We start from the raw sequence: 25,778 nt of genomic DNA, 5'->3' as shown, positions 1-25,778 counted from the left end.
GATGGGCCGGGCGGGCGGGCTGGTGATGGGAGCCATCGTCCTGGGACTTGCGCTGGCCCTTGCTCTCGTTGCTGCGCTCGACCCGCCCAAGCCCGGTGCGTCCGCTCTGCAAATCTCCGGAGCGGACGCACCCCCTGATGAAGGCGACACGCCGCGGCGCTGCCGGTCCGTCACCGAAGCCGATCCCGAGTGCGAGGCCGCGTGGGAAGCGAAGCGGCGTCACTTCTTCCGTTCTGGAAAGCCTGAGCAATGAACGACACCGGCGTTATCGACAATTTCCTGTCGGTTTTCTCGACCTATATCGACAGCGGCTTCGGGCTGCTCGGCGGTGAGGTGGGTTTCCTCTCCTCGACGCTGATCGTGATCGACGTGACGATCGCAGCGCTCTTCTGGGCGTGGGGCACCGATGAGGATGTCCTGCAGCGCCTCGTGAAGAAGACCCTCTACATCGGCGTGTTCGCCTTCATCATCGGCAATTTTCAGGCGCTTGCGACCATACTCCTCGAAAGCTTCGCAGGTCTCGGGCTGAAGGCGAGCGGCGGGGCGATGGCGATCGGCGACTTCATGCGCCCCGGCATGGTCGCCGCGACCGGGCTGGATGCAGCGGAGCCCTTGCTCGATGCGACCGCCGACCTCGTCGGTCCGGTCGGGCTCTTCACCAACTTCGTCCAGATCATGATCCTGCTGATCGCCTGGGTGATCGTCGTCATCGCCTTCTTCATCCTCGCGGTGCAGATTTTCGTCACAATCCTCGAATTCAAACTCGTGACGCTCGCGGGCTTCGTCCTGCTGCCGTTCGCCTTCTTCAATCGCACCGCCTTCATGGCCGAGCGCGTGCTCGGGCATGTCATCTCCTCGGGGATCAAGCTCCTCGTGCTCGCTGTCATCACAGGTATCGGCACGACGCTCTTCCAGCGCTTCATGGACGCGGGCCTCGGAACCGAGCCCGATATCCGTGAAGTCATGGCGATCGCGCTCGGCGCCCTGACGTTGCTCGGTCTCGGCATCTTCGGACCGAGCGTTGCGAACGGGATCGTCGCCGGCGGACCCCAGCTCGGCGCTGGCGCCGCGGCAGGTACGACGCTTGCGGCAGGGGCCACGCTCGCCGCCGGGGCCGCGGGCGCGACGCTCGCCGCCGGCGCGGCGAGCAGCGCGCTTGGCCGGACAGCCCTCGGTGCCTCGCGCACGGCGGGTGGTGCCTCGGCCTCCTATGCCCGCGGGGCTGCCGTGAAGAGCGGGATGAGGGCGTTCGGGGCGGGCCTCGCCAATGTCGCGCGCGACGCGGCGAGCGGCGCCGGGTCCCCGCTGCGCCGCGCGGCGGCGCGGGTTCGGCAAAGCTATGCCCAAGGGCAGGGCGGTGCGCCGGCCGCGGCGGCGCCGGGCGCATCGCCCGGCGGGCCGCCGCCATGGGCGGCCGCGATGAAACGGCGTCAGGCCGTCACGTCGGGCGCCACCATTGCCTCGCAGACCCTGAAGGCCGGCGACAGCCACGGCGCCGGCTCCGCTCCCGACATCAGCCAGAAGGAATGATCCGATGTTTCGACGACCTACCAATCATTATGGCAAGTCGCCCGAGCCCGTGACGCCGCACCAGCGTGCCGCGCAGGTCTGGGACGATCGTCTCGGCGCCGCGCGTGTCCAGGCGAAGAATTGGCGGCTTGCCTTTTTCGGTTGCCTCATCCTGTCGGGCGGCCTCGCATCGGCAGTGGTTTGGCAAGCGTCGCGCGGCACGATCACCCCCTGGGTCGTCGAGGTCGACAAGCTTGGCGAAGCGCGGTCCGTCGCTCCGGCCGACGGCGACTTCGCTCCGACCGACCCGCAGATAGCCTTCCACCTCGCGCGCTTCATCGAGCATGTCCGCTCGATCCCCGCCGATCCGGTGGTGCTGCGCCGCGACTGGCTCAGCGCCTACGACTTCACGACGACGAGCGGCGCGCAGGCGCTCAACGATTATGCACGGACCAACGATCCCTTCGCCGAGATCGGCAAGCGCCAGGTCGCAGTCGACGTGTCGAGCGTGATCCGTGCGTCGAAGGACAGCTTCCGTATCGCCTGGACCGAGCGCCGCTATCAGGACGGCAGCCTCCTCGAAACCTCGCGCTGGTCGGCGATCGTCACGGTGACGATCCAGCCGCCCCGCACCCCCGACGCCCTCCGGAAAAATCCGCTCGGCGTCTTCGTGTCCGCCCTGAATTGGTCGAAGGAGCTCAGCCAGTGAACCGCTTTCCCCTCTTGCTGGGCGCACTTGCGCTCGGCCTTCCCGCGCACGCCGCGCCCGGCGATCCCAAGGTCCAGGTCGGCCGCGCCAATGACGCCGCGCGCGTCCAGCCCGAGCGTTCGACCTTCCAAGGCGCGATCCAGAAATATGCCTGGGCCGATGGCGCGCTGTTTCAGATCTACACCGCGCCGGGGCAGGTGACCGACATCGCGCTGCAGGAGGGCGAGGAACTCGTCGGGCCAGGGCCCGTTGCCGCCGGGGACACGGTGCGCTGGATCATCGGCGACACGTTGAGCGGCGCCGGCGTATCCCGGCGCGTTCATATCCTCGTGAAGCCAACGCGGCCCGATATCATGACGAACCTCGTCATCAACACCAGCCGCAGAACCTACCACATCGAACTGCGCGCGACCCCGGCGACCTATATGGCGGGGGTGTCCTGGTCCTATCCGCAGGACGAGCTGATCGCGCTTCGCGCCGCCGAGGGGGAGCGCGAGCGGGCGCTGCCCGTAGCGGGCGGAATCGACTTTGCCGCGCTGAACTTCGCGTACCGGATTTCGGGGGACAAGGCGGCGTGGCGGCCGCAGCGCGTCTTCGACGACGGGCGCCAGCTCTTCGTCGAATTCGGGGGGCACGTCGCAACCGACGAGATGCCGCCGCTATTCATCCTGGGCGACAAAGGCGCGGCCGAGCTCGTCAACTACCGTGTCCAGGGCCGCTTCATGATCGTCGACCGCCTGTTCGAGCGCGCCGAACTGCGCCTTGGCAGCGGGCGCGCGGCCAAGGCGGTCCGGATCGAGCGCGACGCGCCGCGGCGCCGGGGTGGCAAATGAGCGCGCCGGAACGGGGAGGCGAACCGGGTGTGTCCGGCGAGGAGGGCGCACCGGTTGTCGCGCCCGCCAGCCCCGATGGCTTCCGTCTCGAAGGCGAGATGCCACGCGTCATGCGCCTGTCGCGCAGGACCTTGGCCATTGCCGGCGGCGCTGCGGGCCTGGCGATTGGCGGCGCACTGCTCTGGGCCTTGCGTACCCCAGATCCCAAGACCGCGCAGGAATTGTACGAGGTGACGAACCCGAACAAGTCCGAAGCGGTCACCAGTGCGCCGGCCGATTATGGCGCCGTGCCGAAACTTGGCCCGCCGCTCCCCGGCGACCTCGGACGGCCCATCGTGTCGGCGCAAAATGCGGGTGAGACCGTCCCCGTCCCTGGTATGGCGCAGCCGCCGGTCGACCCGCGGGTGGCGGCGGCCGAACAGGCACGGCAGCGCGCCGCACAGGAGCGGGACGCCGCAACGGCGAGCCGGCTGTTTCTCGGCAGCGGCGGCGCGTCGCTTCGCGAAGCTGCAACAGAAATATCCTTGGCTCCCACGCCGGCGGCGGCCGCGGACGACAAGCCGACGACCACCTCGGCGCGGCGTCGCTTCCTGGTCGGGGACGCCCGCGGCGCCATCGAGAGCGACGAGAAGATCGTGGCGCCAAGCTCGCCCTTCATTCTCCAGGCGGGAGCGGTGATCCCGGCGGCGCTCATCACCGGCATCCGCTCCGATCTACCGGGTCAGATCAGCGCGCAGGTCACGCAGAATGTCTTCGATAGCCCCACCGGACGCCTTCTCCTCATTCCGCAAGGTGCCCGGCTGGTCGGCGAATATGACAGCGAGGTCGTCGCCGGGCAGCGGCGCGTACTTCTGGCATGGGACAGGCTCATTCTTCCCGGAGGCCGTTCGATCCGGCTCGACCGCCAGCCCGGGGCCGACGCGTCGGGCATGGCGGGGGTCGAAGACAGGGTCGACAATCATTGGGGCCGGATGCTCCGTGCCGCGCTGATCTCGTCGCTGCTGGGGGTCGGCACCGAGCTGGTCTCGAACAACGACAGCGATCTTGTCCGGGCGCTCCGGGGAGGCGTGCAGGACAGTAGCAACGAGGCAGGCCGGCGCGTCGTGGAGCGTGAACTCTCGGTCCCGCCCACGTTGACGGTTCGCCCGGGACTCGCCTTTCGTGTGATCGTTACGCGCGACCTGATCTTTGAGGAGACCCCGGGAGCGCGGCCATGAGCAAGCTTCGGCTCGGACCGATCGTGGACGAGAAACCGGTAAAACTCATGATCGAGCTGCCTGGCAGTCTTCATCGCGAGCTTGTCGAATATGCCGCGGTCCATGCGCGCACCAACGGCTTGTCCGAGCCATTGACCCCCGAAAGGATAGCGGTGCCGATGATCGAGCGCTTCATCGCGACCGATCGCGGCTTCGCCGCGGCGCGGCGGCAGCGCTGACCGCGACTGCGGGGTCACGGCTGTCGGACCGCGCGCGGCGGACTTGGCAGCTTGTAGTTGGGGCTGTCGGGCATGCAGCGCACCGCCCAGATGATCGCGGGTAGCGATCGGGCGAGCTCGCGGAGCGCGATGCAGGCGAAGATCAGCAGGAATTCGGTCATCATGGACTCCACGGCAGTTTGTCGGCCCCGACCTTGGCCGCATCGCGATGCCGGGGTTACCGCCGTCAGATAGCCGAAAATTTCGGACGAGATCCCGTCCGCCAGCGGACAGGGTGGACAGGATGCTGACCACCGATCCGTGCCAAGATGACCGCCCGCCTCGCAAACGGCAGGTCCAAATCCGTACAGATTGCGCCCGCAACCGGTTGCGGATGCGGCGTCGCCGATGCTAGAATCGGGCCGCAGATTGCGCTGTGGAGGTGGTGGCGGGCGCGTCCAACGGAGGACGCTCATGACCAAATCAAAACCGCAAATCCTTTCCTATTGCCGTGCGCTTCTGGCGATTTCAGCATATCGCCGGTGCTTTTTTCCTAATGTTTCCAGATGCCTGCTTACGCGCGAAATCGGCTTTATTTCGCACCGATCGTGCCCACCTCGGCCTGCATGCCGGACAAACCCGCCTCGCAGTCTTCGTATCGCTTCGAACATGACTTCTTCTTGCGCGGAGCTGACTATTGCGGGCAAGATCCCGACCTTCCCTGGACCATCTCCGACGACCTGCCCGAGCAGATCGAAATCACGCAGGAGGAGATCGACCTCTTTCAGGCCTATTTCGGCGAGATGCTCGATGAGCTGCTCGATCGCGGGCTTTGATCGCGGATGGAGAGCGGTCCCATGATGATCCAGCCCCGGGCCGCGCTCTATCTTCGCGTATCGACGGCAAGGCAGGCCGAGCAGGATGTCTCGATCCCCGACCAGAGGCGCCAAGGCGAGGCCTATTGTGCGGACAAGGGTTTCGCGGTGGTCGACATATTCGTCGAGGCGGGCGCTTCGGCCACGACCGATCGCCGCCCTGAGTTCCAGCGGATGATCGAGGCGGGTACCGCCAAGCCTTCGCAGTTCGACATCATCGTCGTTCACAGCTTCAGCCGCTTCTTCCGAGATCATTTCGAGCTCGAATTCTATGTTCGGAAACTCGCGAAAAACGGCGTGAAGCTGGTGTCGATCACGCAAGAAATCGGTGACGATCCGGTCCATGTGATGATGCGGCAGATTATGGCGCTGTTCGACGAATATCAGTCGAAGGAGAATGCCAAGCACACGCTGAGGGCCATGAAGGAAAATGCTCGGCAGGGCTTCTGGAATGGCGCCCAGCCACCCATCGGCTACCGGCTTGTCGTGGCCGCGCAACGAGGCGAGCGGATCAAAAAGAAGCTCGAGATCGATCCGCTACACGCGGACACCGTCCGGCTCATCTTCAGGCTGGCGCAAGAAGGTGTCGGGGACGGTCCGATGGGGGTCAAGATGATCGTAAATCATCTCAACGAAAACCACATCCGCACCCGATCGGGAGGCCTATGGGGCGTCGGCGCTGTGCACCAGATCCTGACACGCCGAACCTATTTCGGCATCCATGAGTTCAACAGGCTCGCGAAGGGAAAGCGTCCTAATGACAAGGCGGATATCGTCACGATCGAGGTGCCGCCGATCATATCGGAGGATTGCTTCAACGCAGTCCAGACGCGCTTGCGCGCGCGCAGTCCGGCTCGGCTGAACCCGGCCATTGCTGCATCACCTTCATTGCTGACTGGCGTGCTTCACTGCGCAGAGTGCGGCGGATCGATGACGGTGATGACGGGGAAGGGTGGTCGCTACCGATATTATGCCTGTGCAAACCGTCGCCGCAAAGGCGCTGTGGCGTGCTCGGCGGGGATCATTCGGACCGAACTTCTCGAGAATGTGGTTTCCCAATATATCGAAAAGCGACTTCTCGATCCGGTTCGCTTGGGGGGGCTTCTGTCCAGTCTTCTCGATCAAAGGGAAGAGCGCGCGAAGGAACGGGAACAACGCATCGCGGAGCTAGGCCGCAAGGCTGCCGAAGCCCAGCAGAGGCTGGCGCGTCTCTATGCTGCCATCGAGAGCGGAGCGGCAGACCTCGATGATCCTGATCTCGCCAACCGCATCGCCACTTTGAAAGCCACACGCGATCAAGCGCAAGTCGATGCGGAGCGCGCCGAGGCCTTGATGGATTCGTCGGGAGCCAAATCGATCTCCCCCGAATTGCTCGCCGAATTCACGAAACGCGTAAAGAAAAGGCTGCGGGGATCGAACGGCAAGTACCGCCGTGATCATTTCCATCAGTTCGCGCAGCGAGTGGAGATTCTAAAGCGCAAAATACGGATCGGAGGGACCAAGGAATCCCTGTTTAACGCCGTTTTTGCTCTTGGAAATGTACAACAAAAGGACTTGGTGCCCTCTGCTGTACTGAAATGGCTCCCCGGGCAGGATTCGAACCTGCGACCAATCGATTAACAGTCGATTGCTCTACCGCTGAGCTACCGAGGAGCAGCCCGCCAAGGCGGGCAAGGCGGCCCCTTTGCCGTTGCCCGCGCCATTTTGCAAGGGGGATTCGGTATATTTCGTACCGCTGGCCCTGCGTTGGAGCCAGCGTGCCTCAAACGATGAATTGTTCCATCGCGATCCGTTCGTCGAGCCCCTGATCGGGATCGAACAGGAGCGTCAGCGGCCGGCTGCGGTCGGTGGTGACGAGGACGGTCTTCACGTCGCGGATTTCGCGCTGGTCGGCGACGGCGCTGACCGGGCGTTTCGCTGCTTCGCGGACATTGAAGCGGATGCTCGCCGATTCGGGGAGCAGGGCGCCGCGCCAGCGCCGCGGGCGGAAGGGGCTGATCGGGGTCAGCGCGAGCATTTCCGATTCGAGCGGCAGGATCGGTCCGTTGGCGGACAGATTATAGGCTGTCGAACCTGCGGGCGTTGCGACGAGGACGCCGTCGCACGCCAGTTCTTCCAGCATCGTGCGCTCGTTGATCACTACCTCCAGCTTCGCCGCCTGGCGCGTTTCGCGCAGCAGTGAAATCTCGTTGATCGCGGGCAGGATATGCCGTTCGCCGCTGATCGTCGTGATGTCGCCCGACAGGGGGTGGATCAGGAAGGGCCGCGCGCTGGCGATGCGCTCGAGCAGGCCTTCGACGCGGAACTCGTTCATCAGGAAGCCGATCGTCCCGCGGTTCATTCCGAAGACGGGCAGGCTGCGCCGCTGGTCGAGAAGCTGGTGCAGCATGTGGAGCAGGAAGCCGTCGCCGCCGAGCGCGATCAGCAGGTCGGCCTCGGCGAGATCGACGAAGTCGTAGAGCGGACGCAGTTCGGCCTCGGCCTCCTGTCCCGCGGGCGCATTCGACGCGACGAGCGCGATCTTGCGTTGCATAACTACCCCCAGAAGGGCGCCGCGTCAGCCGCCCGTTGCACTCATGTGACGCGCGACCGCCGGCGCCGATTTCCGTTCGATACGAAAATCGTGCGCGCGCGGTTTGCCAGCCAATGCCGTGTCGATCAACCCATCGACGTCCCCGCCGTCGCGCAGCGCCGCGCGCAGGTCGACATGGTCGTCGCGTCCCAGGCACATGTAGATGCGCCCTTCGACGGTCAGGCGGATGCGGTTGCAGGTCGCACAGAAATTGTCGCTCAGCGGCGTGATCAGGCCGAGCGTCACCGGGCTGTCCTCGACCGCGAAATAACGCGCCGGGCCGCCGGTGCGTTTGTCGACCGGCCAGATCGCGCGCTCGGCGCGCAGCGGCGCGACGAAGTGGTGGAGCGGAATGAAATGGGCGCTGCGGTCGGCCTCGACCTCGCCGAGCGGCATCGTTTCGATCAGCGTCAGGTCGCAGCCGTTCGCGGCGCAGAAATCGAGCATCGGGAGGAACTGGTCCTCGTTGAGCCCGGCGAGCGCGACCATGTTGATCTTGACCGACAGCCCCTCCGCGCGCGCCGCCGCGATGCCGCGCAGCGCGACGGCGAGGTCGCCGACGCGGGTGATATGCCGAAAGGCGGCCGTATCGAGCGTGTCGAGGCTGACGTTGACGCGGCGCACGCCCGCCGCCGCGAGCATCGCCGCATGCTCGGCGAGCCGCATGCCGTTGGTGGTGAGGGTCAGTTCGTCGAGACCGTCGCCGATCAGCGCGCCAAGCCGCCGGGCGAGCATGTCGACGCCGCGCCGCACCAGCGGTTCGCCGCCGGTCAGGCGGATGCGGCGGATGCCGCGCGCGACGAAACGCGCCGCGAGATCGCCCATTTCCTCGATCGTCAGCACCGCCGAGCGCGGAAGGAAGGTCATCGTCTCCGCCATGCAATAACGGCAGCGCAGATCGCAGCGATCGGTCACCGACAGGCGCAGATAGCTGATCCGGCGGCCATGACCGTCGGCCAGCGACGCGGCAGATGGGGCGGAATTTGCGGTCATCGCGATTATTGTGGTGCAAATGGGAAGAGATTGGCAAGCAAAGCCTGCTAGGGGGCCGGCATGAATCGATCGAACGACACGAACGCGGCAAGCGTTCGGCATCTGGAAGACCTGCATGCGCGGCACGGCGCCGACCTGGGCGTGATCCTGATCCAGCTCGACCAGCTGGCGCGAATCAATCACAGCGCGGGCACCGAGACGGGCGACGCCCTGCTGGAGGAGGTGGCGCGACGGCTCGACACTTTCGCCAGCGACGAATTCGGCCACGGCTCGCTGGTCGCACGGCTCGAAGGGCCGCGCTTCCTGATCGTACCGGCGGTGCCGCTGTCGCTCGGCGCGTTGCATGCGCAGGAACGGGCCCTTCACGTCGCGCTGGCCGAGCCGATGGTCGGCGACCCCAACGGACGGCTGGCGATTCGCATCGCCGCGGCGCTGATCACGCGCGACGAGCCGATCGACGATCAGCTGCGCATGGCGGCCGAGCAGCTCGCGCGGCCGGCGTCGGCGCGCGATGGCGCGATGGTCAAGGCCGCGCTGTCGCGCGGCGAGGTGGCGATCTTCTATCAGCCGCAATATGACGTCGCGAGCGGCGCGATGGTCGGGGTCGAGGCGCTGCTGCGCTGGCGGCATCCCGACCTCGGCCTGCTCGGCGCCGGGCCGCTCGTCACCGCGGCGCGCGCGGCGCGGCTCGAATGCGAGTTGACCGAACATGCGCACCGCGTCGCGCTGGACGAGGTCGCGCGCTGGCCGAAGCCGCTCGGCAAGCTGCGCGTCTCGCTCAACATCACCGCCGCCGACCTCGGCGACCCGGCGTTTGCCGACCGGCTGGCGGCGATGGTCAAGGCGGCGCGGGTCGATCCCGACCGGCTGACGCTCGAACTCACCGAACAGGCGATGCTCAGCGATCCGACGAGCGCGGCGGCGCAGCTCGCGCAGATCCGCTCGCTCGGCTGCGCGATCGCGATCGACGATTTCGGCACCGGCTATTCCAGCCTGTCGCTGCTCGCGCGGCTGCCGATCGACTATCTGAAGATCGACGCCGGCTTCACGCGCACCATCGACGGCAGCGACCGTGACCGCATCGTCGTGCGCGCGATCGTCGACCTTGCCCGTGCGCTCGGCCTGCTGGTCGTTGCCGAGGGGATCGAGAGCGAGAGCCAGCTCGCGCGGCTGAAGGAGATCGGCGTCGCGACGTGGCAGGGTTTCCTGAAATCGGGGCCGGTCCCGGGCGACGAACTGCTGGGGTTGCTGGAATAGGGCATCGAGCCCTAAATCCACATCCCCCCGTTTCCATTCGTGTCGAGCGGAGTCGAGACATCCATCGGCCTTGCTCAACACCGATGGGTGTCTCGACTTCGCTCGACACGAACGGGACGGTGGTCAGATCAAAGATACGCCACTCTATCTTCGCCGCTCGCAATAACGACGGTTTCTACGTCGCCTGCTTCGCCAGCTTCCCCAAACCTTTCGACAATTGCAACGCGCCGTTGAGTCGGGCGCCGGCGCTGCCCCATTCGCCGCTGACCGACAGGCGGTTGTCGGGGCGGATGCGCGCGCGGCCCTTCAACCGTTCGACATAGGCGATCAGGCCCGGCACGTTCGCGAACTGGTCGCCGTGGAAGGCGACCAGTGCGCCCTTGGTGCCGACGTCGAGCTTGGCGATGCCCGCTGCCTTGGCGTTCGCCTTGATTTCCATCAGCTGGATCAGGTTCGCCGTCTCCGGCGGCAGCGGGCCGAAGCGGTCGATCATCTCGGCCGCGAACGCGTCGAGTTCCGCGCGGTCTCCGGCTTCGTTGAGGCGGCGGTAGAGCGCCATGCGCAGTGGCAGGTCGGGGACATAATCCTCGGGGATCAGGATCGGCGCGTCGATGGTGATGACCGGCGACAGCGCCTCGCGCGGCGGCGCGACGCCGGCGCCCTCGGCCTTGGCGACGAGAATCGCCTCCTCCAGCATCGCCTGATAAAGTTCGAAGCCCACCTCGCGGATGTGCCCCGATTGCTCGTCGCCGACCAGATTGCCCGCGCCGCGGATGTCGAGATCGTGGCTCGCGAGCTGGAAGCCCGCGCCCAGCGTGTCGAGGTCGCCGAGCAGCTTGAGCCGCTTTTCGGCGGTGTCGGTGATCGCGCCATGCTCGGGCGTCGTCAGATAGGCATAGGCGCGTGTCTTCGACCGCCCGACCCGCCCGCGAAGCTGATAGAGCTGCGCGAGGCCGAAGCGGTCGGCGCGGTGGACGACCAGCGTGTTGGCGCTCGGAATGTCGAGCCCGCTCTCGACGATAGTGGTCGAGACGAGCACGTCATATTTGCGGTCGTAGAAGGCGCTCATCCGCTCCTCGACCTCGCCCGGCGCCATCTGGCCGTGCGCGACGACATATTTGACCTCGGGAACGCGGGTGCGCAGGAAATCCTCGATGTCGGGAAGGTCCTTGATGCGCGGGGTGACGAAGAAACTCTGCCCGCCGCGGTCGTGCTCGCGCAGCAGCGCCTCACGGATGACGACGGGGTCCCACGGTGCGACATAAGTGCGCACGGCGAGACGATCGACCGGCGGCGTCTGGATGACGCTCAGTTCGCGAAGCCCCGACATCGCCATCTGCAAGGTGCGCGGGATCGGCGTCGCGGTCAGCGTCAGCACATGGACGTCGGCCTTCAACTGCTTGAGCCGCTCCTTGTGGACGACGCCGAAGCGCTGTTCCTCGTCGACGACGACGAGGCCGAGGCGCTGGAACTCGACCGCCTTCGCAAAGACCGCATGGGTGCCGACCACGATGTCGATCTGCCCGCTCGCCAGCCCGTCGCGCGTCTTCGCGGCCTCGGCCGCCGGAACCAGCCGCGACAGCCGCCCGATGTTGATCGGGAAGCCTTTGAAGCGCTCGACGAAATTGCTGTAATGCTGGCGGGCGAGCAGCGTGGTGGGACAGACGACCGCGACCTGCACCCCCGCCATCGCCGCGACGAAGGCGGCGCGCAGCGCGACCTCGGTCTTGCCGAAGCCGACGTCGCCGCACACCAGCCGGTCCATCGGCCGCCCCGATGCCATGTCGGCGAGCACGTCGCCGATCGCGCGGTCCTGATCGTCGGTTTCCTGATAGGGGAAGCGGTCGGCGAAGGCGGGGTAGGCGGCATCCTGCGCCAGCATTTCGCCCGACCGCAGCGCGCGCTGCGCCGCGGTGGCGAGCAGTTCGCCCGCGATCTCGCGGATGCGCTCCTTCATCCGCGCCTTGCGCCGCTGCCACGCCTCGCCGCCGAGCTTGTCGAGCGCGACCCCCTCGCTCTCGCCGCCGTAGCGCGACAGCACGTCGAGATTCTCGACCGGCACGTAAAGCTTGTCGCCGCCGGCGTAAGTGAGTGCGACGCAGTCGTGCGGGCTGTCGCCGACCGGGATCGAGGTCAGCCCCTCGTAGCGGCCGATGCCATGATCGAGGTGGACGACGAGATCGCCGACGCTGAGCGTCGCGAGTTCGGCGAGAAAGGCGTCGGCGCTCTTGCGCCGCTTCTGTCGCCGGACCAGTCGCTCGCCGAGGATGTCCTGTTCGGTCAGCAGGCTGATCGCGTCGGTCGCGAAGCCGTGGTCGAGGGGGAGGACGATGAGCGCGACGGTGTCTGTCCCCGGATTATTCGCTCCCAACCCGTTCGCGTCGAGCGAAGTCGAGACGCCCCTCGGCGTGGCGCTATCCCGCGGGGTGTCTCGACTTCGCTCGACACGAACGGACGTTGAACCCAGCGCTTCCTGCCACGTATCGACCTGCGCCAGCCCGCTGACGCCATGCTCTTTGAGCAGCCCCGCCAGCCGATCCCGCGCGCCTGCCGAATAGCTGGCGATAATCGTCCGCCGTCCCCTGCGCCGTTCGTCGGACAGATGGTCGGCCACCTTGTCGTAGACATTGAGGTCGGCGGTGCGTTCGGGCGTGAAATCGCGCGCTGCGAAACTTTCGAGATCGAGAACCGTCGGCGCCTCGGGAATGTCGAACGGGGTAACGACATGGATAGGGCGCGCCGTCTCCGCCTCGCTCCACTCGGCCTCGGTCAGGTAGAGCGCTTCGGGCGCGAGCGGGCGATAGCTGCCCGCCTGCACCTGCTCGGCGGTGACGCGGTTGGCATGATAGTCGCGGATCGCGTCGAAGCGCGTCTCGGCGGTCGCGTCGGTGCGGTGGCCGCGCAGCACCGGGGTCGCCGGGTCGATATGGTCGAACAAGGTCGCCAGCCGCTCCTCGAACAGCGGCAGCCAATGGTCCATTCCCGCCTGCCGCCGCCCCTCGCTCACCGCCTGATAGAGCGGGTCGCCGGTCGCCTGCGCCCCGAACATCTCGCGATAGCGGGTGCGGAAGCGCTTGATCGTTGCCTCGTCGAGCAGGGTTTCAGCGGCCGGGAGCAGTTGCAGCGCCTTGGCGGGGCCCAGGCTGCGCTGGTCGGCGGGGTCGAAGCGGCGGATGCTCTCGATCTCGTCGCCGAAGAAATCGACGCGCAATCCGGCATCTTCGCCCGCCGGGAACAGGTCGACGATGCCGCCGCGCACCGCGAACTCGCCCTGGTCGGTGACGGTATCGACGCGGTTGAAGCCGCTGGCGACCAGCAGTTCGGCGAGCGCGTCGCGGTCGATCCGCTGCCCGGCCGCGAGCGTCGTCGCGAGCTGGCGGATACGGAACGGCGTCAGCGTGCGCTGGGTGATCGCGGCGACGGTGGTCAGGATCAGCTCGCCGCGCCTGGCGGGCGCCTGTAGTGCCGACAGTGTCGCCAGCCGGTCGGCGCTGACCCGCATCGACGGCCCGGCGCGGTCATAGGGCAGGCAGTCCCACGCTGGAAAGCGGTGGACGATCAGGTCGGGCGCGAAGAAGGGCGCGGCGTCGGCGATCGCCTGCATCGCCGCATCGTCGGTTGCGACGTAAAGCAGCCTCTTGTCGCTCGCCCGCGCCAGATCGGCGAGCAGCAGCGGCAGGAATCCGTCGGCCGCGCGCGCCAGCGTCAGGGGCGCCGACGCCGACCCGATGGCGGCGAAGATGTCGGCGGCGGTCCGGGTCATGGCAGCGGGATATAATCCAGCCGGCGCATCGCCGCGATCCATTCGGGACGGTCAAGGTGCGCGGGCGGATGCCCGGTGCCGAGCGCCCACGCCATGATATCGACGTCGTCCTCTTCGACGACGGCCTCGAACCATTCGACCTCCGCCTCGTCCCAGCCGGGCGAATAGCGGTCGAAGAAGCCGCCGATCATATAGTCGGCCTCGCGCGTGCCGCGGTGCCATGCGCGGAATCTCAGGCGTTTCAGGCGGTTTTGCATGGCGGGCCTTTTAATCGCGCGAGCGATGAAGCGGAAACGGGCATCGTATCCGCTCACCGTTCGCCCTGAGCTTGTCGAAGGGCTGTTCTTTCTTTGCGCCGCCGGAAAATAAGGACGGTGCTTCGACAAGCTCAGCACAAACGGAAGAGGGGCCGGCTTTCCTTCGCTCGACACGAACGGAAAGACGAGGCTAGACACGCTCTAGCTATGCGACCCGAAATCCTCAACCCGCTCTTTGCCGCGCTGACCGACCTCAAGGGCGTCGGGCCGCAGCTCGCCAAACCGCTGGCGCGGCTCGGGCTGGAGCGCGTCGTCGATGTGCTGTTCCATCTGCCGACCGGCCTGATCTCGCGCATTCCGGTCGAACGGCTCGATCAGGCGCAGCCGGGGCAGACGATCATCGTCGATCTGACCGCGCAGGACTATCGTTCCGGCCGCTCCCCGCGCGCGCCCTTCGGTGTCGAGGCCGTCGATGGCGCGGGCGATCATGTGCGGCTCGTCTATTTCGGGCGCACCTCCGGCCTCGCGCGCAAGCTGTTCCCGCTGGGGGAAAAGCGCCGCGTGTCGGGGCGGCTCGACCTCTATGGCGACATGCGCCAGATCGTGCACCCCGATCATGTCGCCGAGCCGGGGGACGAAACCGCCATCGCGGAGCATGAGCCCGTCTACCCGCTCACCGAGGGGCTGACTAACGCGCGGCTGTCGCAGCTTGCCGAAGTGGCCCTCGACCGGAGGCCCGACCTCGCCGAATGGATCGACGCGCCGCTGCTGGCAAGCCGGGGCTGGCCGGCCTGGCGCGAGGCGATGGCGCGCGCGCATGCCGGCCCGCGCGACGAGGCGGCGCGCGACCGGCTTGCCTATGACGAGATTTTCGCGAGCCAGGTCGCGCTGATGCTGATCCGGCAGGGGCTGCGCAACCGCAAGGGCCGGCCGATCGCCGGCAACGGGCGGCTGACCGGCGCGCTGAAGCTGCCCTTCGGCCTAACCGGCGCGCAGGAGCGGGTCGGGCGTGAGATCGCGGGCGACATGGCGCAGGACGTGCCGATGCTGCGAATGCTGCAGGGCGACGTCGGGTCGGGCAAGACGCTGGTGGCACTGCGCGCGATGCTGACGGCAGTCGAGGCGGGGACGCAGGCGGCGTTGCTTGCGCCGACCGAGATATTGGCACGCCAGCATCATGCGACCTTGCAGCAGATGCTCGTGGGCCTGCCGGTCAACCTCGCGATCCTGACCGGGCGCGACAAGGGCAAGGTGCGCGAATCGACGCTGATGGGGCTCGCCGACGGCAGCATCGATATCCTCGTCGGTACCCACGCGATCTTCCAGCAGGCGGTCGGCTACCGCGACCTGGCGCTGGTCGTCGTCGACGAACAGCATCGCTTCGGCGTCGCGCAGCGGCTGATGCTGACCGACAAGGGCGCGCGGCCGCCGCACCTGCTGGTGATGACCGCGACGCCGATCCCGCGCACGCTGCTGCTCGCCAATCATGGCGAGATGGACGTGTCGCGGCTCGACGAGATGCCCCCGGGCCGCACGCCCGTCGACACGCGCGTCGTCTCGGTCGACCGGCTGGACGAGGTGATCGACGGGCTCGGGCGCCATCTGGCGAGCGGCGCGCAGGCCTATTGGGTCTGCCCGTTGGTTGCGGAGAGCGAAGCGAGCGAACTCGCGGCGGCAGAGGATCGCGCGGCGCTGCTGCGCGAACGCTTCGGCGCCGACGCGGTCGGGCTCGTCCATGGGCGGATGAAAGGCCCCGACAAGGATGCGGTGATGGCGCGCTTCGAAGCGGGCGAGATCGGCGTCCTCGTCGCGACGACGGTGATCGAGGTCGGCGTCAACGTCCCCGCGGCGAGCCTGATGATCGTCGAGCACGCCGATCGCTTCGGCCTCGCGCAGCTCCACCAGCTTCGTGGGCGTGTCGGGCGCGGGACGGCGAAATCGGTGTGCCTGCTGCTGCGCTCCCAGAATCTGTCGGAGACGGCGCGTGAGCGGCTCGCGCTGATGCGCGAGACGAACGACGGCTTCGTGATCGCCGAGCGCGATCTGGAACTGCGCGGCGGCGGCGAACTGCTCGGGCTCAAGCAGTCGGGCGACGCCGATTATCGCCTTGCGACGCCGGAGCAACTGGTGCGCCTGCTCCCCGTCGCGCACGACGACGCCCGCCTGTTCGTCGAACGCGACGGCGGCATGGATGGCCCGCGCGGCGAGGCGGTGCGCCTGTGCCTCTATCTGTTCGAGCGCGACGCGGCGGTGCCGCTCCTGCGCAGCGGCTGATCGGCTTCCCGCCCATTGGCTGGAGCGGAAATACTTTGTATCCTAACCATCTGATGAGCGAAGATGGAGGAACTGCAGTGCAACTGTCGTCGGGCGAAGTGACCTTCACCGAAACGAAGCGCGTCGTTTTCGGGCGACCGGCGGGAGAAGCGCTCCGCGAGCAGGCGGAGGCGATGGGCGCGCGACGGGTGCTGCTGATCGTCTCGACCTCGCTTCGCAAACAGACCGATGCCGTGGCGCGGATCGAGAGCGCGCTCGGCGATCGGCACGCGGCAACCTTCGACGGCATTGCACCGCATGCGCCGCGCTTGGACGTGCTGCGCGCGGTCGAAACGGCGCGCGCGGCGCAGGCTGACCTGATCGTGTCGGTCGGCGGCGGATCGGTGACCGACGCGACCAAGATCGTCGCGCTGGCGCTCAGGCACGGGGTGCGCCGTGTCGAGGATTTCGAGCCGCTGCGCACGCGCGTCGACGACCAGGGCCGCGCAGTGAATCCGCTCACCGAAGGGCCCGACGTTCGCGTCATCTGCGTGCCGACGACGCTGTCGGGCGGCGAATTCAACCCGCGTTCGGGCGCCACCGACGAGGCGACGCGGCACAAGCAGGGCTATGGCCATCCGGCGATGGTCCCGGTCGCGATCGTCCTCGACCCGGCGCTGACCGTCCACACGCCCGAATGGGTCTGGCTTTCGACCGGGGTGCGCGCGGTCGACCATTGTGTCGAGACGCTCGCCTCCTTCCGGTCGAACGATTATGCCGACGGGCTCGCCGACAGCGCGCTGCGGCTGCTCCTCGAGGGGCTGCGCCGGGCCAAGGCCGACGCGCGCGATCTCGAAGGGCGGCAGAAGTGCCAGATCGGCGCGTGGCAGGCGATGATGCCGGTGCTCGCCGGTGTCCCGATGGGGGCGAGCCATGCGATCGGCCATGTGCTCGGCGGGACCTGTGGGGTACCGCACGGCTATACCTCATGCATCCTGTCGCCCGTCGTGCTCGCCTGGAACGCCGGGCATGATGCGAGCCGGCAGGGCCGCATCCTGCAATGCCTCGGCGGCGGTCATGCCACGGCGTCGGCGGCGCTCGACGCCTTCGTCCGCGGGCTCGGCATGCCGCGCACGCTGGCAGAGGTCGGCGTCGGCGAGGACCAGTTCGGCGCCGTCGCTCGCTATGCGATGCACGACCTGTGGCTGCGGTCGAACCCGCGGTCGATCGAATCGCAGGACGATGTGCTGGAGATATTGCGGATGGCGGCGTAACGTCGCGCGCGTCGACCTTAGTTGACGTCGCCGCGGGCGCCCATGGCGCGCAGCATCGGCAGATAATCCTCCGCCACGATCGACTTTTCGAACTGGACGCCGGTCTTGCCGCCCAGCGACCAGATGACCTTGGCGGCGGTGCGGCCGATGATCGGCATGCGGAACACGACGAGGTCGCCGGGCTCGAGCCCGCGCTCATAGCGCATCAGTAGGCCGTCGGCGCTGATGTTGACGCAGGTGCACATTTCCTGCCGACCGTCGGGCAGCACGAAGGGCAGGCGGCAATATACGTCGCTGCGCGGTGCGATCCGCTGGTCGAGTCCGACATAATGAGCCTTGTTCGTGTCGATCTTGCGCATACCAAAAAGCCTTGCTGGTCTGACCGAATAGAATCGGTCCGATTGCTGAAGAAACGGTAAACGCTGTTGCTTCGTTCCCCGCAACCCCGTTCAGCGAGTCACCAGCCCGTGCTTCTTGCTGCCGAGGCTCACCGGAACCTCCACCTCGCCCGGAACGATCAGGTGATGGGGATCGCGGATCACCGCACCGTCGACCTTGACCGCGCCTTCCTCCAGCTTGCGGCGCGCTTCCTTGTTCGATGCGGTAAAGCCCAGATCGCGTAGCGCATTGAGGATGCCGATTCCCTCCGCCGGGGCCGCGACGCGCGGCAGATCGCCGCCGATATGCCCTTTTTCAAAGGTTTGCGCGGCGGTCTCGGCCGCGGTCCTTGCCGCTTCGGCGCCGCGGCACAGCGCGGTCGCCTCGTTCGCCAATATCTTTTTCGCCTCGTTGATGTCGGCGCCTTCGAGCGCTTCGAGCCGTACGATCTCCTCCAGCGGCAGGTCGGTGAACAGGCGCAGGAAGCGGCCGACGTCGCGGTCGTCGCAGTTGCGCCAATATTGCCAATAGTCGAAATGGGACAATTGCGCGGGATTGAGCCACACCGCGCCGGCGGCGGTCTTGCCCATCTTCGCGCCCGCGGCGGTGGTCAGCAGCGGCGTCGTCAGCCCGAACAATTCGGTGCCGTCCATGCGGCGGCCCAGTTCCATGCCGTTGACGATGTTGCCCCACTGGTCGGACCCGCCCATCTGGAGCCGCACGCCCATCTCGCGCGACAGATAGCGGAAATCATAGCCCTGCAGGATCATGTAGTTGAATTCGAGGAAGGTCATCGGCTGTTCGCGTTCGAGCCGCAGCTTCACCGAATCGAAGGTCAGCATGCGGTTGATCGTGAAGTGGGTGCCGACCTCTTGCAGCAATTCGATATAGCCGAGCTTGCCGAGCCAGTCGGCGTTGTTGACCATCACCGCGTCGGTCGGACCGTCGCCAAAGGTCAGATATTGTTGGAAGATGCTGAAGATTGATGCGATGTTTGCGTCGATCGTCGCGTCGGACAGCATCTTGCGGCTCTCGTCGCGTCCGGTCGGGTCGCCGATCCGTGTCGTTCCGCCGCCCATCAGCACGATCGGCTTGTGCCCCGTCTGTTGCAGACGGCGCAGCATCATGATCTGGACGAGGCTGCCGACGTGGAGCGAGGGCGCGGTCGCGTCGAAACCGATATAGGCCGGGACGACCTGCTTCGCCGCGAGGGCGTCGAGCCCTTCCGCGTCGGTCATCTGGTGGATATAGCCTCGCTCGTCGAGCAGGCGTAGCAGGTCGGATTTGTAGGTGGTCATAGCGCGGGCGCGCTTAGCATGGGGTTTGCGGTTTGGATAGCATCCGGAAGGACCTGATCTGTCATCCCGACACGCCGGCGCGCGCCGCGCGCGCCGTGTGGGTGGAGGTGTCGCTGTCTTTCGACGAAGGCTTTGCGCTGCGCTTCGGGATCGAAGGCGACGTCGACGCGCTGGCGCTGCCGCAGGGCGACGGACAACTCGTCATCGCCGATACCGCGACCGACGGCCTTTGGCAAAGCACCTGTTTCGAGGCCTTTCTGAGCGAGGAAGGGCAGCCCGACTATACCGAGTTCAACTATGCTCCCGACGGTCGCTGGGCCTGCTATCAGTTCGACGACTATCGCTCGCTGTTCAAATCCGACGACCTGGCCCCCTGGGACATGACGAGCGAGCGGGGGCATGCGCTCTATGCGCTGCGCGTCGAACCCGGCATCTATCCCGAGCGCGGCAGCCGGCTGGGCCTGTCCGCCGTCGTCGAGGAACTGGACGGCACCCGAAGCTATTGGGCGCTCGCGCATCCGCCGGGGAAACCCGACTTCCATCATCCGGATTGCTTTCGCCTGACGCTTGGGGCACCCGAACGGCCATGACCATCCAGTTCGGCATCGATCGCCTGCTCGCCGACCCCGCGCTGCGCAGGCCGCTCGAGGGGCGGCGCGTCGCGCTGCTCGCCCATCCTGCGTCGGTGACGGCCGACCTCGTCCACAGCCTCGACGCGCTGGTCGCGGCGGGGGTGACCATCAGCGCGGTGTTCGGGCCGCAGCACGGCGTGCGCGGCGACCTGCAGGACAATATGATGGAGTCGCCCGACTTCACCGATCCGGTCCATGGCGTGCCCTGCTTCAGCCTCTATGGCGAGGTGCGGCGGCCGACCGGCCAGTCGATGCAGACCTTCGACGTGCTGCTGGTCGACCTGCAGGACCTCGGCTGCCGGATCTACACCTTCATCACGACGCTGCTCTATGTGCTGGAGGCCGCGGCCGCGCACGGCAAGGCCGTCTGGGTGCTCGACCGGCCGAACCCGGCGGGCCGCCCGGTCGAGGGGACGCTGCTGCGCAGCGGTTGGGAAAGCTTCGTCGGCGCCGGCCCGATGGCGATGCGGCACGGGCTGACGATGGGCGAGATGGGGCATTGGTTCGTGCGCCATTTCGGGCTCGACGTCGATTATCGCGTGATCGGGCTGGAGGGCTGGGAGCCCGATGGCCCAGGCTTCGGCTGGCCCGCGGAGCGCGCCTGGATCAATCCCAGCCCCAATGCGCCCAACGTCAATATGGCGCGCGCCTATGCGGGCACGGTGATGGTCGAGGGCGCGACGCTGAGCGAGGGGCGCGGGACGACGCGGCCGCTCGAACTGTTCGGCGCCCCCGACATCGACGCGCGCGCGCTAATTGCCGAGATGCGGCGGCTGGCGCCGCAATGGCTGGGTGGGTGCAAGCTGCGCGATATCTGGTTCCAGCCGACCTTTCACAAGCATGTCGGCGCCCTGTGCGGCGGCGTGCATATCCATGCCGACGGGCCGTGGTACGACCCCGCCGCCTTTCGCCCCTGGCGCGTGCAGGCGCTGGCGTTCAAGGCGATCCGTTCGCTGTGGTCGGACTATCCGATCTGGCGCGGCAAGGATTTCCGATATGAATATACCGACGACGTGCTGGCGATCGACGTGATCAACGGGTCGCCGTTGCTGCGCGAATGGGTCGATGATGCAGGCGCGATGCCGGGCGACCTCGACGCGCTGGCGCTGCCCGACGAGGCAGCGTGGCGCGAGGAGATCGCGGGCCTGCTTCTTTACTGAAAGGCGAGGGGGAATGACGATGCAGCGACGGCAATTTCTGGGCACCGCGGCGCTCGGCGGACTGGCGGCGGCTTTGCCCGCTTCCGTCATCGCCGCCGACACGGCAGGCCTTCCCGACCTGGCGGCGGCGGCGGTGCCGATCGGCGCCGAAGAGCGCAAGGCGCGAATCGCCAAGGCGGCCGGATTGCTGCGGGCGCACGACATGCATGCGTTGCTGATCGAGCCGGGATCGAGCCTCATCTATTTCACCGGCGTCGAATGGTGGCGCAGCGAGCGGCTGACCGCGGCGGTGCTGACGCGCGAAGGCGAGGTGGCGATCGTCACCCCCTTCTTCGAGGAGCCGTCGGTGCGCGAGAGCCTGGGTGTCGCGGCCGATGTGCTGACGTGGAACGAGGACGAGAATCCGCTCGCCGCGGTGGCGAACTGGCTCGGCAAGCGCGGGCTGGCGAAGGGGCGTGTCGGCGTCGAGGAAACGGTGCGCTTCTTCGCGGTCGACGGGCTTCAGAAAGCGATGCCGGACGTTACGGTGGTCAACGGTGCGCCCGTCGTGCGGGGTTGCCGCATGATCAAGTCGGCGGCCGAAATCGCGCTGATGCGACTCGCGTCCGACATCACCATCGCCGCCTATCGTCACACCGCGCCACGTATCGAGGCGGGGATGACGCCCGCCGACATCGACGCGATCATGGGTGCGGCGACGAAAGCGCTGGGCGGACGCGGCGAATTCAACCTGATCCTGCTCGGCGAGGCGAGCGCCTATCCGCACGGCAGCGGCAAGCCGCAGGCGGTGCGGCCGGGCGAGGTGGTGCTGATGGACTGCGGCGCGACCGTTCACGGCTATCAGTCCGACATTTCGCGCAGCTTCGTTTTCGGCAAGGCGAGCCCGCGCCAGCGGCAGGTGTGGGACCAGATGCGCAAGGGGCAGGACGTCGCCTTCGCCGCCGCGCGGATCGGCGCGCCGGCGGGCGCGGTCGACGATGCGGTGCGCGCCTATTACGAAAGCCTGGGCTATGGCCCCGGCTACAAGCTGCCCGGCACCTCGCACCGCACCGGGCACGGCATCGGCCTCGACGGGCACGAGCCGGTCAATCTGGTGCGCGGCGAGACGACGCCGCTCGCTGCCGGCATGTGCTTCTCGAACGAGCCGGGTATCTACATCCCCGGCGAGTTCGGCATCCGGCTGGAGGATTGCTTCCACATGACCGAGAGTGGACCGGAATGGTTCAGCGAGCCGCCGCCTTCGATCGACCGGCCGTTCGATTGAGGCATTGTGCGTTAAATCCGCCTCCCATTCACGGAAGCGATGCCGGCTTATCTATTCCGAGGATTCAGCCGCGCTACGTCTGGCAGGGCGTCTGGGGCCGCTGCACCAGACTCACCAGCACGAAGCTGATGATCATCAGCAGGTACCAGCTCCCCAGCTTTTCGACTCCGACCATGTGCCAGCCGTCCTTCTGGCTGGGATAGGTCCAGGCGCGTGCGAAGGTGCCGATATTCTCGGCGAACCAGATGAAGAGCGCGACGAGACCCCAGCCGACGAGCAGCGGCATGCGGCGATGGACGTGCAGCGGGCGGAACCACACCTGACAGCGCCAGAAGAGCAATCCGGTCGCCGCGAACAGCAGCCAGCGGATGTCGGGCAGCCAATGGTGCGCGAAGAAATTGACGTAGATCGCCGCGGCGAGCGCCCATGTCGCCCCTGCGGGCGGATAGCGCGTGTAGCGGAAATCGAAGATGCGCCAGACGCGCGCGATATAGCTGCCGACCGCCGCATACATGAAGCCCGAGAAGAGCGGCACCGCGCCGATATGGAGCAGGCTCGCTTCGGGATATTGCCACGAACCGGCGGCGGTCTTGAACAATTCCATTACCGTGCCGACGATGTGGAAGAGCAGGATGACCACGGCCTCGCGCGGCGTTTCGAGCCGGAAGGTGAGCATCGAGAGCTGAATCAGCACCGCACCGACGGTGATTGCGTCATAACGGTGAACCGGCACGCCTTCGGGCCAGAACAGATGCGTGCCGAGCAGCAGCGCCAGCATCAGGCCGCCGAACAGACAGGCCCAGCCCTGCTTGAAACCGAAGACGAGGAATTCGAGGAACCAGCCGCGCGGCCCCGGCACGACCGCCATCGCCTCGAGGCGGAGGCGGACCTGGTGGAAACGGCTGTGCGCGCGGCGCGGTTCAGACATGGACGGCGACGAGCGCGATCAGCAGCGCGGCGGGCAGCAGCAGCGCCTGTGCCAGCACCGTTCCCGCCAGCCGGCTGAGCGAGATGAGCGCGATGGCGCGGCGGAAGTCGGCCTCTCCGACGCTGCCCTCGACGGCGTCGTCGGTCATCACCGAAAGCTGCGGGTCGATGAAGGCGAAAAGCAGGATCGTCGCGAAACCGTTGATCAGCGCCGACAGTTGCGAGGCCGTGACGCGAAATTCGGGGGCGAGATAGCCGGCATAAAGCGAGGCGACGACGCCGACGGCGAGCAGCGACTGCGCGAGGCAATTGGCGATCAGTACGCCCCAGCCGATCCCCTGCGGCATGTGCCAGCCCTTGAGATGCACAAGGCTCGGAAAGCGGAGCGACCGGCGGAGCGTGCGCAGCCCGGCGGGACTGGCGGCCTTGAGCGCGAGCTTCGTCGTCGAGCGATTGTCCTGATACCAGCCGATCGCCGCAGCGAACAGGCGCTGACCGGTGGGGACGAGCAGGATGCCGGCCAGCGTCGCGATGCTCGCCGCGGCGAGAACGAACTGCATGTCGAGGAAGAGCGACGCGCCGGTGCCGTCGTGGATGCGCGTCTCGATCCGCTTGGCGAGGAAGGGTCCCAGAAAGCTGTTCGAGGTTCGCGAGAAGAGCAGGAGGATGTTGAACAGCGCGAAGGACATGGCGATCCGCCCCGTCCGCACCCCCGCGATCCGCGCCGCATAGGCGAGCGCGCCGATCAGGTTGATGAAACCGGTGAGCAGGAGGATGACGACGAGGGGGAGGTCGAGCATCGACGGCTCTTTCCGATGGCTGTGCCCTCTGCCGTTCGCCCTGAGCTTGTCGAAGGGCCGGTCTTCTTCGAGCGTCAAAGAAAGAACGGTGCTTCGACAGGCTCAGCACGAACGGACGAAAGGGAAGCGAAGAATTCGATGGACGTTGCTAGCGCGCGGCGCGCCATCGTCAATGCTTGCGTGTCAACTCGCGCATCGCATCGTCGAGGCCGGCCAGCGTCAGCGGATACATGCGGTCGTTCATCAGCTGCTTGATCATCTTGATCGACTGGGTGTAGCCCCAGTGCGCCTCGGGCACCGGGTTCAGCCACACCGCGGCGGGATAGACGTTCGTCATCCGCTGCAGCCACACCGCGCCGGCTTCCTCGTTGAAATGTTCGACGCTGCCGCCCGGATGGCTGATTTCATAGGCGCTCATCGACGCGTCGCCGACGAACACCAGCTTGTAGTCGTGGCCGTATTTGTGGAGGATGTCCCACATCTGGGTGCGTTCGGACCAGCGACGCTTGTTGTCCTTCCACACGCCCTCATAGGGGCAGTTGTGGAAATAGAAGAATTCGAGATTCTTGAATTCGCTCGTCGCCGCGCTGAACAATTCCTCGCACAGCTTGATGAACGGGTCCATCGACCCGCCGATGTCGAGGAACAGCAGCAGCTTGACCGCGTTGCGCCGCTCCGGCCGCATCTTGATGTCGAGCCAGCCCTGCCGCGCGGTGCCGTCGATCGTGCCCGGAATGTCGAGCTCGTCCGCCGCGCCCTCGCGCGCGAATTTGCGCAGGCGGCGCAGCGCGATCTTGATGTTGCGGGTGCCGAGTTCCTTGGTGTTGTCGAGATTCTGGAACTCGCGCTTTTCCCAGACCTTCAGCGCGCGCTTGTGCTTGCTCTCGCCGCCGATCCGCACACCCTCCGGATTGTAGCCCGAATTGCCATAGGGCGACGTGCCGCCGGTGCCGATCCACTTGTTGCCGCCCTGGTGGCGCTTCTGCTGTTCCTCGAGCCGCTTCTTCAGCGTCTCCATGATCTCGTCCCACGAGCCGAGCGACTTGATCGCCTCCATCTCCTCGGGCGTCAGATATTTCTCGGCGACCGCCTTCAGCCAGTCCTCGGGAACGTCGACGGGGGTCTGGCCGTAATCGGTGAGCAGGCCCTTGAAGACCTTGTTGAACACCTGGTCGAAGCGGTCGAGCAGCCCCTCGTCCTTCACGTAGATGGCGCGCGAGAGATAATAGAATTGCTCGGGGGTGCGGTCGATCACCTCGCGGTCGAGCGCCTCCAGCAGCAGCAGATGCTCTTTCAGGCTGGCGGGAATGCCCGCGGCGCGAAGCTCGTCGAGAAAGCCGAAAAACATGGGGCAGGACTATCCTGTCGGGGCGGCGGGCGCAATCACTTTACGTTTACGGAAAGCAAGGGCAGGCGTCGAAGGAAAGCGGCGGAAAACCGCGCAACTTCACGCGCGATGCGCGGCGGTGCGTTGGAAGGGCGGCCGCTTGAAGCCACAATAGCCCCGCATGTCGGGTGCGAGATCGAGACTCTTGTGGCTTCAAGGAGGTCGCGGATGCCCGAACCCGATGTTCGCGGTCGTTCCGCTTCCGATCCATTGACGCCGCGTT

At 66.8% G+C, this 25,778-nt stretch carries 23 protein-coding genes, 1 tRNA gene and 1 pseudogene; 13 read left to right on the top strand and 12 right to left on the bottom strand.

Translation table 11 applies throughout. From position 1 onward, the window contains the following. Nucleotide 1 precedes the first annotated feature (1 nt). The 6 genes from trbK-alt to SGRAN_RS15945 are packed head-to-tail and all read left to right on the top strand — an operon-like array spanning nucleotide 2 to nucleotide 4,486. Nucleotides 2-253: a putative entry exclusion protein TrbK-alt gene (gene trbK-alt, locus SGRAN_RS15970; RefSeq protein ID WP_067185315.1), complete on the top strand. Its 252-nt coding sequence runs from the start codon at nucleotides 2-4 to the stop codon at nucleotides 251-253. Further along, a complete protein-coding gene (gene trbL, locus SGRAN_RS15965; RefSeq protein WP_067185313.1) occupies nucleotides 250-1,530 on the top strand; it encodes a P-type conjugative transfer protein TrbL in 1,281 nt (426 codons plus the stop codon). The genes trbK-alt and trbL overlap by 4 nt, the downstream gene beginning before the upstream one ends. 4 nt (nucleotides 1,531-1,534) lie before the next feature. Next, nucleotides 1,535-2,218: a conjugal transfer protein TrbF gene (gene trbF / locus SGRAN_RS15960; RefSeq protein ID WP_067185310.1), complete on the top strand. Its 684-nt coding sequence runs from the start codon at nucleotides 1,535-1,537 to the stop codon at nucleotides 2,216-2,218. Nucleotides 2,219-2,232: 14 nt separating this feature from the next. Further along, nucleotides 2,233-3,051: a P-type conjugative transfer protein TrbG gene (gene trbG / locus SGRAN_RS15955; RefSeq protein ID WP_404950424.1), complete on the top strand. Its 819-nt coding sequence runs from the start codon at nucleotides 2,233-2,235 to the stop codon at nucleotides 3,049-3,051. Next, nucleotides 3,048-4,268, top strand: a complete 1,221-nt coding sequence (locus SGRAN_RS15950) for a TrbI/VirB10 family protein (protein WP_067185309.1) — start codon at nucleotides 3,048-3,050, stop codon at nucleotides 4,266-4,268. The genes trbG and SGRAN_RS15950 overlap by 4 nt, the downstream gene beginning before the upstream one ends. After that, on the top strand, nucleotides 4,265-4,486 hold the full coding sequence (locus tag SGRAN_RS15945) for a DUF2274 domain-containing protein (RefSeq protein ID WP_067185306.1): 222 nt from the start codon (nucleotides 4,265-4,267) through the stop codon (nucleotides 4,484-4,486). Before SGRAN_RS15950 ends, SGRAN_RS15945 begins: the two co-directional genes overlap by 4 nt. A 14-nt stretch (nucleotides 4,487-4,500) precedes the next feature. Here the strand turns inward: SGRAN_RS15945 and SGRAN_RS22635 are convergent, their stop codons facing one another. Then, complete coding sequence (locus SGRAN_RS22635; protein ID WP_172709664.1) at nucleotides 4,501-4,647, bottom strand: hypothetical protein; 147 nt, start codon at nucleotides 4,645-4,647, stop codon at nucleotides 4,501-4,503. 660 nt (nucleotides 4,648-5,307) lie between these two features. On the opposite strand from SGRAN_RS22635, the pseudogene SGRAN_RS23065 reads away from it, so the two are divergent. Continuing rightward, nucleotides 5,308-6,393, top strand: a pseudogene (locus tag SGRAN_RS23065) (recombinase family protein); the annotation flags it as partial. A gap of 114 nt (nucleotides 6,394-6,507) precedes the next feature. On the opposite strand, the gene SGRAN_RS23060 reads toward SGRAN_RS23065, so the two are convergent. The 4 genes from SGRAN_RS23060 to moaA form a co-directional block, all read right to left on the bottom strand. Next, nucleotides 6,508-6,786: a hypothetical protein gene (locus SGRAN_RS23060; RefSeq protein WP_237233541.1), complete on the bottom strand. Its 279-nt coding sequence runs from the start codon at nucleotides 6,784-6,786 to the stop codon at nucleotides 6,508-6,510. 132 nt (nucleotides 6,787-6,918) lie between these two features. Continuing rightward, nucleotides 6,919-6,993, bottom strand: a tRNA-Asn gene (locus SGRAN_RS15930). A gap of 109 nt (nucleotides 6,994-7,102) precedes the next feature. Beyond that, complete coding sequence (locus SGRAN_RS15925) at nucleotides 7,103-7,873, bottom strand: NAD kinase (protein WP_067105433.1); 771 nt, start codon at nucleotides 7,871-7,873, stop codon at nucleotides 7,103-7,105. A 24-nt stretch (nucleotides 7,874-7,897) separates the two neighbouring features. Next, nucleotides 7,898-8,905 (bottom strand): GTP 3',8-cyclase MoaA, encoded by a 1,008-nt coding sequence (gene moaA / locus SGRAN_RS15920; protein ID WP_067185302.1) that lies wholly within the window; start codon nucleotides 8,903-8,905, stop codon nucleotides 7,898-7,900. A gap of 60 nt (nucleotides 8,906-8,965) precedes the next feature. Here moaA and SGRAN_RS15915 point away from each other — a divergent pair, with 60 nt between their 5' ends. Then, nucleotides 8,966-10,162, top strand: a complete 1,197-nt coding sequence (locus tag SGRAN_RS15915; RefSeq protein ID WP_067185299.1) for a GGDEF domain-containing phosphodiesterase — start codon at nucleotides 8,966-8,968, stop codon at nucleotides 10,160-10,162. A gap of 175 nt (nucleotides 10,163-10,337) precedes the next feature. Here SGRAN_RS15915 and mfd read toward each other — a convergent pair whose 3' ends face one another. Further along, on the bottom strand, nucleotides 10,338-13,925 hold the full coding sequence (mfd, locus tag SGRAN_RS15910; RefSeq protein WP_067185297.1) for a transcription-repair coupling factor: 3,588 nt from the start codon (nucleotides 13,923-13,925) through the stop codon (nucleotides 10,338-10,340). Then, on the bottom strand, nucleotides 13,922-14,182 hold the full coding sequence (locus tag SGRAN_RS15905; protein ID WP_067185295.1) for a succinate dehydrogenase assembly factor 2: 261 nt from the start codon (nucleotides 14,180-14,182) through the stop codon (nucleotides 13,922-13,924). Before SGRAN_RS15905 ends, mfd begins: the two co-directional genes overlap by 4 nt. A gap of 207 nt (nucleotides 14,183-14,389) precedes the next feature. Between SGRAN_RS15905 and recG the strand changes: the two genes are divergently transcribed. Both recG and SGRAN_RS15895 read left to right on the top strand, forming a co-directional pair. After that, nucleotides 14,390-16,456 carry an ATP-dependent DNA helicase RecG gene (recG, locus tag SGRAN_RS15900; protein ID WP_067185292.1) on the top strand — a complete coding sequence of 689 codons (2,067 nt, stop codon included), beginning with the start codon at nucleotides 14,390-14,392 and terminating at the stop codon, nucleotides 16,454-16,456. Nucleotides 16,457-16,533: 77 nt separating this feature from the next. Then, nucleotides 16,534-17,709 carry an iron-containing alcohol dehydrogenase gene (locus SGRAN_RS15895; RefSeq protein ID WP_237233540.1) on the top strand — a complete coding sequence of 392 codons (1,176 nt, stop codon included), beginning with the start codon at nucleotides 16,534-16,536 and terminating at the stop codon, nucleotides 17,707-17,709. Nucleotides 17,710-17,726: 17 nt separating this feature from the next. On the opposite strand, the gene SGRAN_RS15890 is transcribed toward SGRAN_RS15895, so the two are convergent. Both SGRAN_RS15890 and tyrS read right to left on the bottom strand, forming a co-directional pair. Then, nucleotides 17,727-18,068, bottom strand: a complete 342-nt coding sequence (locus SGRAN_RS15890) for a PilZ domain-containing protein (RefSeq protein WP_067185286.1) — start codon at nucleotides 18,066-18,068, stop codon at nucleotides 17,727-17,729. A gap of 90 nt (nucleotides 18,069-18,158) precedes the next feature. Next, nucleotides 18,159-19,385 (bottom strand): tyrosine--tRNA ligase, encoded by a 1,227-nt coding sequence (tyrS, locus tag SGRAN_RS15885; RefSeq protein ID WP_067185284.1) that lies wholly within the window; start codon nucleotides 19,383-19,385, stop codon nucleotides 18,159-18,161. Between the two features lie 32 nt (nucleotides 19,386-19,417). On the opposite strand from tyrS, the gene SGRAN_RS15880 reads away from it, so the two are divergent. Genes SGRAN_RS15880 through SGRAN_RS15870 form a run of 3 tightly spaced genes read left to right on the top strand, consistent with a single transcriptional unit; the run spans nucleotide 19,418 to nucleotide 22,441 of the window. Beyond that, nucleotides 19,418-19,975, top strand: coding sequence for a DOMON-like domain-containing protein (locus SGRAN_RS15880; protein ID WP_067185281.1), 558 nt, complete (start codon nucleotides 19,418-19,420; stop codon nucleotides 19,973-19,975). Next, entirely contained in the window at nucleotides 19,972-21,177 is a 1,206-nt protein-coding gene (locus tag SGRAN_RS15875; RefSeq protein WP_210434158.1) for an exo-beta-N-acetylmuramidase NamZ family protein, read from the top strand. Before SGRAN_RS15880 ends, SGRAN_RS15875 begins: the two co-directional genes overlap by 4 nt. Before the next feature lie 13 nt (nucleotides 21,178-21,190). Continuing rightward, nucleotides 21,191-22,441 carry a M24 family metallopeptidase gene (locus tag SGRAN_RS15870; protein WP_210434157.1) on the top strand — a complete coding sequence of 417 codons (1,251 nt, stop codon included), beginning with the start codon at nucleotides 21,191-21,193 and terminating at the stop codon, nucleotides 22,439-22,441. 73 nt (nucleotides 22,442-22,514) lie between these two features. On the opposite strand, the gene SGRAN_RS15865 is transcribed toward SGRAN_RS15870, so the two are convergent. The 3 genes from SGRAN_RS15865 to SGRAN_RS15855 all read right to left on the bottom strand — a co-directional run bounded on the left by SGRAN_RS15865 (nucleotide 22,515) and on the right by SGRAN_RS15855 (nucleotide 25,516). Next, entirely contained in the window at nucleotides 22,515-23,369 is an 855-nt protein-coding gene (locus tag SGRAN_RS15865) for a DUF817 domain-containing protein (protein WP_067185279.1), read from the bottom strand. Further along, entirely contained in the window at nucleotides 23,362-24,168 is an 807-nt protein-coding gene (locus SGRAN_RS15860) for a lipid II flippase Amj family protein (RefSeq protein WP_067185277.1), read from the bottom strand. Before SGRAN_RS15860 ends, SGRAN_RS15865 begins: the two co-directional genes overlap by 8 nt. A gap of 169 nt (nucleotides 24,169-24,337) precedes the next feature. Beyond that, a complete protein-coding gene (locus SGRAN_RS15855) occupies nucleotides 24,338-25,516 on the bottom strand; it encodes a vWA domain-containing protein (protein ID WP_067105420.1) in 1,179 nt (392 codons plus the stop codon). Nucleotides 25,517-25,778: the final 262 nt, after the last annotated feature.

Source organism: Sphingopyxis granuli, from assembly GCF_001559015.1.
In the GTDB taxonomy this organism is placed as follows: domain Bacteria; phylum Pseudomonadota; class Alphaproteobacteria; order Sphingomonadales; family Sphingomonadaceae; genus Sphingopyxis; species Sphingopyxis granuli.
This window is presented reverse-complemented; position numbering and strand designations above follow the sequence as displayed.